Raw genomic sequence first — 7,981 nt, forward strand, 5'->3', positions numbered from 1 at the left:
CATTTCGCGAAAAAGCAACCCAAATAAACTTGTTACTGCACAGTCTATTCGAGCGGAGTCGAATTGTCAAACGAGGAATTGCGTAAGGAGCAGGAATTCGTGGACCTGCTCCACGAGCGCCTCGACGCCCTGCGATCCGGGGCCCGGACGGCCATCGACCAGGCCCTCCCGCGGACCTCCGGAACGTTCCAGGCACGGCTGGAGCGGGACGTGCTGCTCGCCGAGCAGGCCGAGCTGCTGGCCGGTTTCGACGCCGGGGAACACGGGCTGTGCTTCGGCCGACTGGCGTTCCGGGACGGCCGCGACCACCACATCGGTCGGATCGGCATCCGACGTGCCGACGCCGAGCGCACTCCCCTGGTCATCGACTGGCGGGCCGACGTCGCCCGGCCGTTCTACCTCGCCACCGGGCACACCCCGATGGGCCTGCGGCGCCGGCGCCACCTCACCACCGAGGGCCGCCGGGTCACCGCACTGCACGACGAGATCCTGGACCTCACCGACCGCGAACGCACCGGCCACGAAGAGGCGGACGCGGACGCCCTCCTGCTGGCCTCCCTGGACGCGGCGCGCACCGGCCGGATGCACGACATCGTGCAGACCATCCAGGCCGACCAGGACCGCATCATCCGCGCCCCGCACCACGGCGTGCTCGTCGTGGAGGGCGGCCCCGGCACCGGCAAGACGGTGGTGGCGCTGCACCGGGCCGCGTACCTGCTGTACGCGCACCGCGAGCAGCTCGCCCGCCGCGCGGTGCTGATCGTCGGCCCCAACCCGGCGTTCCTCAGCTACATCGGGCAGGTCCTGCCGTCACTCGGTGAGACCGGTGTGCTGCTGGCGACGCCCGGGGAGCTGTTCCCGGGCGTGACCGCGACCGGAACCGACTCGCCCCGCGCGGCCGCGGTCAAGGGCGACGTGCGGATGGCGGAGGCCCTCGCGCGCTTCGTGTCCGACCAGCAGACGCTGCCCGACCCCGTCGTCGTCATCGAGCACGAGGACGGTGAACTGCACCTGGACGCCGCGCTCGTGGCCGAGGCCCGCCGGCGGGCCCGGGACACCAAGCTGCCGCACAACCTCGCCCGTCCGCACTTCGCGTTCCACGTGATCGACGCGCTCACCGCCCAACTCACCGAGCGACTGGGCGCCGACCCGTACGGAGGTCCCAACCTGCTCGGCCCGGACGACGTCGCCCAGCTCGGCAAGGCCATCGCCACCAGCCACGACGTGCACGGCGCCATCGGGGAGTTGTGGCCCAGGCTCACCGCGCAGGAACTCGTCGCCGACTTCCTCACCGAACCGGTGCACCTCCCCGAGGCCGACGCGGCGGCGATCCGGCGCAGTGGCGGTGCCTGGACGCCGGCGGACGTCGCGTTGCTGGACGAGGCGGCCGAACTGCTCGGCGAGGACGACTCGGCCGCCCGGGCCGCCGCCGAGGCCGAACGCCAGGAACTCGTCGCCTACGCGCAGGGCGTGTTGGACCTGTCCTACGGTTCGCGTACGCAGGAGTTCGAGGACCGGGACGACGAGGAGTCGGAGGTGCTGGCCGCGCACGACCTGATCGACGCGGACCGACTCGCCGAACGCCAGGAGGAGGCCGACCGCCGCAGCGCCGCCGAACGCGCCGCGGCCGACCGCACCTGGGCCTTCGGCCACGTCATCGTCGACGAGGCGCAGGAGCTCTCCCCGATGCTGTGGCGGCTGTTGATGCGCCGCTGCCCGACGCGCTCGATGACGCTGGTGGGCGATCCCGCGCAGACCTCGGAGCCGGGTGGTTGCGGTGCCTGGGAGGCGGCGCTCGCGCCGTACGTCGAGGACCGGTGGGAACACGTCCGGCTCGGCCTCAACTACCGCACGCCGACCGAGATCATGACGGTTGCGGCGGAGGTCCCCCGGGCCGCCGACCCGTCGTTCGTGCCGCCGAGGTCGATCCGTTCCACCGGGGTCCGTCCGTGGGCCGAGCGCACCGACGACCTGCCGCGGGCGGTCGCGGAGGCGGTGGCGCGCGAGACGGCGCGCGACGGTCGGGGCCGGCTCGCGGTCATCGCCCCGCGCGAGCACTGCGCCGCCCTGGCGGCCGTCCTCCCGGGGGCTGCCGTCGGCCCCGCCCCCGACCTGACCCGGCCGGTGGTGGTCCTCGACCCGCGCCAGGCCAAGGGGTTGGAGTTCGACACCGTGCTGGTGGCGGAGCCGGCGGAGTTCGGCAGCAGTGACCTGTACGTCGCCCTCACGCGCGCGACGCAGCGGTTGGGCGTGCTGCACACCGGTGCGTTGCCCGCCGGGCTGACCGCATTGGCCGACTGACCGCCCGCGGGAGGGCCGAACCGGCGCCGGTGGCGGCGAGTTCACCGGCGCCGGACCCGGCACCCGGGCCGGCGTTGCATATACGGGCCAACTGCACGCAGCACACCCTCTTGTCCAAGAATTACCCAAAAGCTGTCATCGGCATGGCAAAGCAGACGTAAGGTGATGTGATCAGCGGGGTAGTCGCGTGATGCGGCGACCGTTCGGCCCGCCGCATCCGGGACCGCACGGACCCCACCGCCCGGACAGACCACGGAGGAGAAGAGGATGACCCGTCACCACCGCCGCACCGTCCACTGTGCCCTCATCGGCGCCGTCGCAGTGACCGCGCTGGGAGCCACCGCCGCACCGGCCTCGGCGAAGTCCTCGCTCTCCCTCACCGCCGGCCCGCGCTCGGTCGGCAAGGGCGGTGCCGTCCACGCCACCGCCAGGGCGAGCGACGACAACTCCTCCTTCAACAAGGTCTGCGTGCAGCAGCGCTGGAGCGGCACCGCCCCCTGGCGCAACGTGGCGTGCTCCAAGCCTGCGCGGCACACCGGCGGCGCGGTCAACGCCACCGTCCGCGCCAAGTACCACGGCCACCTGTCCTTGCGAGCGGTCCTCCTGGAGGGCCGCTCGCCCCAGGACAAGCACCCCCGGACGCGCTCGGCCTCGCGCCCGATCACGATCACGGTCCACTGAGGCCGCCCGGGACGGCGTGCCGCCCGCGCACCGGCGCTGACTGAACACCCGTTCCTCGCCACGACCTTGAGCGTGAAATAATCGCCTTATGTCGGTATCTGTGCGGGTTCATCGGGAGCGCGAGACGGTCCCTGAATACTGGTCCGACGCGCGGACCTTCGCCGTGGTGGTCGCAGGCGAGGAGGGTGCGGGCGGCGGCGCGGTCATGCTGTTGGACCTGGGGGCGGACGACCCCGATCTCCGGTTCGTGGGCGTCGTGGCGGGGCCCGTGGACGCCCGGGTGCCGTTGCTGGAGGCGGCGGCGCAGGTGGTGCGGGAGGCCGGTGGCCGAACCCTCCGGTGGGTCGAGGACACCGGCGAGATGTCGCTCGGGACCGCTGCCGCCCTGGTGGAGCTGGGGGCGGTCGCCGGCGACGAGGTCCACCGGTGGTGGCGGCGCGAGGTGGCCGAGGGGATGCCCGGCGCGCCGGACGCCCGGGGCGCCGCGCTGCCGGCTGCGGACGGTGCGTCCTTCCGGGTGGGCATGGGCGGTGCGTGGTGCGACGTGGAGGTGGACGGCGACCGCGCGGTGCTGGTGCACGACCGGCAGGAGGAGGGCACGGCCGGTGGGCTGGCGGCCCTGGTGTCGTTGGCGGTGCGGCGGGTCACGGCGGAGTCCGCCGGCATCCGGGCGGTCGAGACGTGCGTGGCGCCCGGCGACGACGTCTTCGAGGCGGCCCTCGTCTCCCTCGGTTTCGCACCGACGACCCGGCGGGCCGTCGAGTACCACCTCGCCTGCGGCCCCTGACGGCCGCGGCCCGACCCGGCCGCCGCGCGACCGCTCGGCGCGCCCCCGGGTACGCGCCGCCGCCACGGCATTCCCGGAATCGCCGCCGACCGTGCCCGAGACTGGGCCCCGGATGCCCCTCGCGGTACGTGCCGCAGGGGCCCGCAGGTCCCCGACCGGTCGCGACGGAGGAACGCATGGCGGAGGAGGAGCGCGCGGCGCCGACCCCGGTGCCCGGGACGGCCGGCGATCGGCGGCGGTTGCGCTACGAGCTGTTGGGCTGCGCCCTGCACGGTCACCGTCTCGAAGGAGTGACGGCGCAGCGGGTGCGGCCGGCCGACGCGCTGCTGGCCCGCGAGGACCGCGACGGCCTGCGGTGGCACCGCTGCCTGCGGTGCGACGCCTGGGTCCCGGTGGCCCCGCCGGCGCAGCCGGACCGGCCGCATCCGCCCGAGCGGCCCGAGATCGTCCTGCCGTTGCGCGGCAAGCCGCTGCGCGACCGCTACGTGCTGCGACTGATCGCGCTCGACCGGCTCCTGCACTTCCTGGTGCTCGGGGCGCTGGCCGCCGGCATCCTGCTCTTCGTGGACAAGCGCGCCGGCCTCCAGGCACCGTTCTACCGGTTCATGGACCTGCTCCAGAACGGCCTCGGCGGGACCGGCGGCTCCGGGCGCGGGTTGCTGGGCGAGGTGGCGAAGGCGTTCGCGGTGCGGTCCTCGACGCTGTGGCTGATCGGGTTGGTGATCGCCGCGTACGCGCTGTTGGAGGGCGTCGAGGCGGTGGGGCTGTGGTTCGCCAAGCGGTGGGCGGAGTACCTGACCTTCGTCGCCACCACGGTCCTGCTGGTCCCCGAGGTCTACGAACTGACCTCCCGGGTGACCGTCGCCAAGGTCCTCACCCTGGTCATCAACCTCGCGGTGGTGGTCTATCTCCTCGTCGCCAAGCGGCTGTTCGGGGTGCGCGGCGGCGGTCGGGTGGAGGCCGCCGAACGCGCCCGGGACGTCAGTTGGGAAGCGGTGGAACGGGTGCTGCCCGGCCGGCCGGCGGACTGAGCGGCGCCGGCCCCGGGGCGGCGTCAGTCGGTGTCCAACGCCTTGCGGACCTCGGTCGCGACCGTCGCGTCCGTCAACAGCTCGTTGTGCTTCAGGCAGGGCGCTTCGATGTTGTCGGCCCCGGTGAGCGACGTGCTGGTGACCGGGGCGATCTGTTCGTCACAGGGTGAGTGGACGGTGGTGTAGCGGACCGTTCCGGGCGTCTCGTCCCCCTCGTTGAGCTGTTTCACGACGTACGAGCCGGGTGTCATGTCGCGGCACCCCTGGTCGTACAGGGCGCAGAGCCAGGCGAGTTGGGTGCCGTGGTTGGGACCGGCCAGGGACACCCAGTGGCGGACCTTGGTCGCGCCGGCGCCGAACTTGACGTACCAGCGGGTGGTGAGGCTGCCCAGGCTGTGGGCGACGACGTCCACTTGCGCGGCGCCGGTGCGCCGCAGCACCTCGTCGACGTACGCCTGGAACTGCGGTGCGAGCGTTTCGTTGGCGGACTGCGTGGTGTCGTAGTCCCAGGCGAAGAGCCGGTCCGCCGGCTTGCCGGCCGCGGTGAAGCGGCTGATCATGTCACCCCAGACACCGGGGCCGGCGTTGCGGCCGTGCACGAAGATCACCGGACGGTCGTTCGCGGCGGGGGACCGCTGCGGTGCGGCCGCGGCCGGCGCGCTCGCCACGACGACGGACAACAGGGCGGACAGGACGGGCACGGTGAGGCGACGCACGGGGGACCTCCGCGACGGTGGCGAACGGGCGGTGCGGACGGCACGGACGGGGCCGACGTGAAGGATTCTCGACCGGCGCGGAGGCATCCAAACGTACGGGGGAGACCGGTGGTCCGGCCTCCCCCGCATATCACTGACGAACCGTCACTTCAGGCCGAGGGCCGACCTGATGGTGGTGAACAGGTCGGTCTGGTTCGTGACGCCGAGGACCCGGTACGCCTGCGGGCCCTGGGCGGCGATCCGCACCTGGGTGCCGGTGTGCTCCTGCGACTGGCCCGGGGTGTTGGTCGAGTAGTTGACCTTCAGCTGCTGGCCCTCGTTGGTGACGAGGGTCGAGGACAGGCCGGGCGGGGTGGCCTCCAGCGGCACGATCTGGCTGGTGTGGCCGTGGTCGGCGGTGGTGACCACGAGCGTGTCGGGGTGCTTGGCCGCGTAGGCGCGGGCCACCTTCACAGCCTGGTCGAAGGCCGCCGTCTCGCCGATCTGGCCGCAGGGGTCGGCGGCGTGGTCCTGCTTGTCGATCGATGCGCCCTCGATCTGGAGGAAGAAGCCCTGCTTGGCGCGCTTCTGCTTGGCCTCCAGGAGCTCGATCGCCTTGCTCGCCGAGTCCGCCAGGGTCGGGGTGGCCGCCGGGCGGTTGGCGTTGCCGGTCGTGCACCGCTGCGGGTCGGTGCCGCCGCGGGCCGCCGGCTTGCCGGTCCACTCGGTCGGCACGTTGCCGGGCGCGAACAGGCCGAGGACCGGCTTGCCCGCCTTGGCGCCCTTGAGGCCGGCGCTGTCGGTGACGACCTGGTAGCCCAGCTTCCGGGCCTGTTCGGTGACCGTCAGGCCCTTGTACCTGCCGTCGGTGACCTTCTGGTCGAACCGCTGCTTGCCGCCGCCGAGGAGGACGTCGACCTTGTGGTTGACGGACTGCTCGGCGATCGAGCCCGGACCGCCCTTGGCGATGGTGTCGGTGGGGCACTTGGCCATGTCGCCCGGCCCCTGGCAGGAGCGGTCGGTGGCGTGCGAGGCGAGCACCGCCGGGGTGGCGTCGGTGAGTTCGGCGGTGGTGACGCTGCCGGTGGCGTAGCCGTTCTTCTGCGCCAGTTCGAGGATGGTGGGGACGGCCTTGTCGGTGTCCGGGGTCTTGGAGATCCGGCCGTTGACGGTCTTGCGGCCCGTCGCCCAACCGGAGCCGCTCGCGGCGGAGTCGGTCACGTAGTCCGGGGTGCCGTCGGCGTGGACCGCGTAGGTGGTGTAGGCCCCGGTGAGCGGGAACCCGTCCATGTTCAGGCGGCCGTTGGCGCCGACGACGTAGTCGCGGGCCAGCGTGATCTCGGAGTCCCCCATGCCGTCACCGATCAGCAGGATGACGTTCTTCGCCTTGCCGCCCTTGATGGCGTGCTGGGCCTGCTGCTTGGTGTCGGAGGCGCCGGCCGCAGTGGTCACGGCCACGGCGGCCGCGGTGGCGGCGACCAGGGCGGTGGCGGTGACGACGTGCCGGCGGGAGGGTCTGTGCATGGAGCGTCTCCTTGAAACGTTCGGGGAGGCGGACATCTGGTCCGACGCGCCACAGCCCACCAGTCGCCGGTGAACCGGAAGTGACGCATCGACAGCACCGGCGCGTCCGGGGCGTAACGGCACGGCGCGGGACGGCCGATGCGGACCTTCGACGGGCCGCAGACAGCCCGGGACCGGCTCCGCCTGTCCGGATGCGCGCTCCGGCCCCCGCCGGACCGCCCGCTCGGACCGCGACCAGCAGCCGTTCCGTGCGCACCCTGCCGGTCCGCCGGCACCCTTCCTTACTGCCGATTTACGGCTTCTTTGAGCACTATGGGTACGTCTCGGCAACTTTCGTGTGCCTCAGGACACCTGAGGAAGAATCAAAGGACCAGCAGTGCGCCCACTCGTCATCCCGTTGTCCGTCCCCGCAGTCGCTTCACCGGGACAGCGGGGCTGACCGCCGTGACGACCCCTCCGTACACCACCGCGGCGACGCCCTCGCCCGTCTCCCCCAAGCCCTCCCGGCGCCCGGCCCCGGCACCGCGCCGCCGTTCCGCACCGTGGTTGCGGCCGACCATCCGGATCCGGCTCACGCTGCTGTACGGCGGGATGTTCCTGATGGCCGGCGTGGTGCTGCTCGCACTCATCGCCTTCCTGGCGGCCGACACCCTCAAGGAGGGCACGCCCGACTTCCGGGTCTTCGGCACCGACCTCCGGGTCAGCAACGTCAACTGCCCCATCCTCCCGATGTCCGGCACGGTCGACGAGATCAACAAGGCGATCAGCACCTGCATCCAGGACCAGCGCTCCCTGGCGCTGGGGCAGCTCCTCAACCGGTCGATGGGGTTGTTGTTGGGTTTGACGATCGTGGCGTTCGCGTTCGGTTATGCGATGGCGGGGCGGGTGTTGTCGCCGTTGGGGCGGATCACGCGGACCGCGCAGCGGGTGGCGGGGTCGGATCTGCATCGGCGGATCGAGTT

Annotated in this window: 6 protein-coding genes and 1 pseudogene; 5 read left to right on the forward strand and 2 right to left on the reverse strand. The window is 72.4% G+C overall.

The window, feature by feature from the left end; genetic code table 11:
• Positions 1 to 78: 78 nt before the first annotated feature.
• The 4 genes from ABD385_RS37225 (at position 79) to ABD385_RS37240 (ending at position 4,800) form a co-directional block, all read left to right on the forward strand.
• Complete coding sequence (locus ABD385_RS37225; RefSeq protein WP_344584211.1) at positions 79 to 2,301, forward strand: HelD family protein; 2,223 nt, start codon at positions 79 to 81, stop codon at positions 2,299 to 2,301.
• 267 nt (positions 2,302 to 2,568) lie between these two features.
• A complete protein-coding gene (locus ABD385_RS37230; protein ID WP_344584201.1) occupies positions 2,569 to 2,982 on the forward strand; it encodes a hypothetical protein in 414 nt (137 codons plus the stop codon).
• Positions 2,983 to 3,070: 88 nt separating this feature from the next.
• On the forward strand, positions 3,071 to 3,769 hold the full coding sequence (locus ABD385_RS37235) for a hypothetical protein (RefSeq protein WP_344584202.1): 699 nt from the start codon (positions 3,071 to 3,073) through the stop codon (positions 3,767 to 3,769).
• A 176-nt stretch (positions 3,770 to 3,945) separates the two neighbouring features.
• Positions 3,946 to 4,800 (forward strand): DUF2127 domain-containing protein, encoded by an 855-nt coding sequence (locus ABD385_RS37240; RefSeq protein WP_344584204.1) that lies wholly within the window; start codon positions 3,946 to 3,948, stop codon positions 4,798 to 4,800.
• Between the two features lie 23 nt (positions 4,801 to 4,823).
• Here ABD385_RS37240 and ABD385_RS37245 read toward each other — a convergent pair whose 3' ends face one another.
• Positions 4,824 to 5,516 carry an esterase/lipase family protein gene (locus ABD385_RS37245; protein WP_344584205.1) on the reverse strand — a complete coding sequence of 231 codons (693 nt, stop codon included), beginning with the start codon at positions 5,514 to 5,516 and terminating at the stop codon, positions 4,824 to 4,826.
• Positions 5,517 to 5,660: 144 nt separating this feature from the next.
• Positions 5,661 to 7,019, reverse strand: a complete 1,359-nt coding sequence (locus ABD385_RS37250) for an alkaline phosphatase (RefSeq protein ID WP_344584207.1) — start codon at positions 7,017 to 7,019, stop codon at positions 5,661 to 5,663.
• A 444-nt stretch (positions 7,020 to 7,463) separates the two neighbouring features.
• Between ABD385_RS37250 and ABD385_RS37255 the strand changes: the two are divergent.
• Positions 7,464 to 7,981: pseudogene (locus ABD385_RS37255) on the forward strand (two-component sensor histidine kinase); the annotation flags it as partial.

It is taken from the genome of Streptomyces lunalinharesii, assembly GCF_039532155.1.
In the GTDB taxonomy this organism is placed as follows: domain Bacteria; phylum Actinomycetota; class Actinomycetes; order Streptomycetales; family Streptomycetaceae; genus Streptomyces; species Streptomyces lunalinharesii.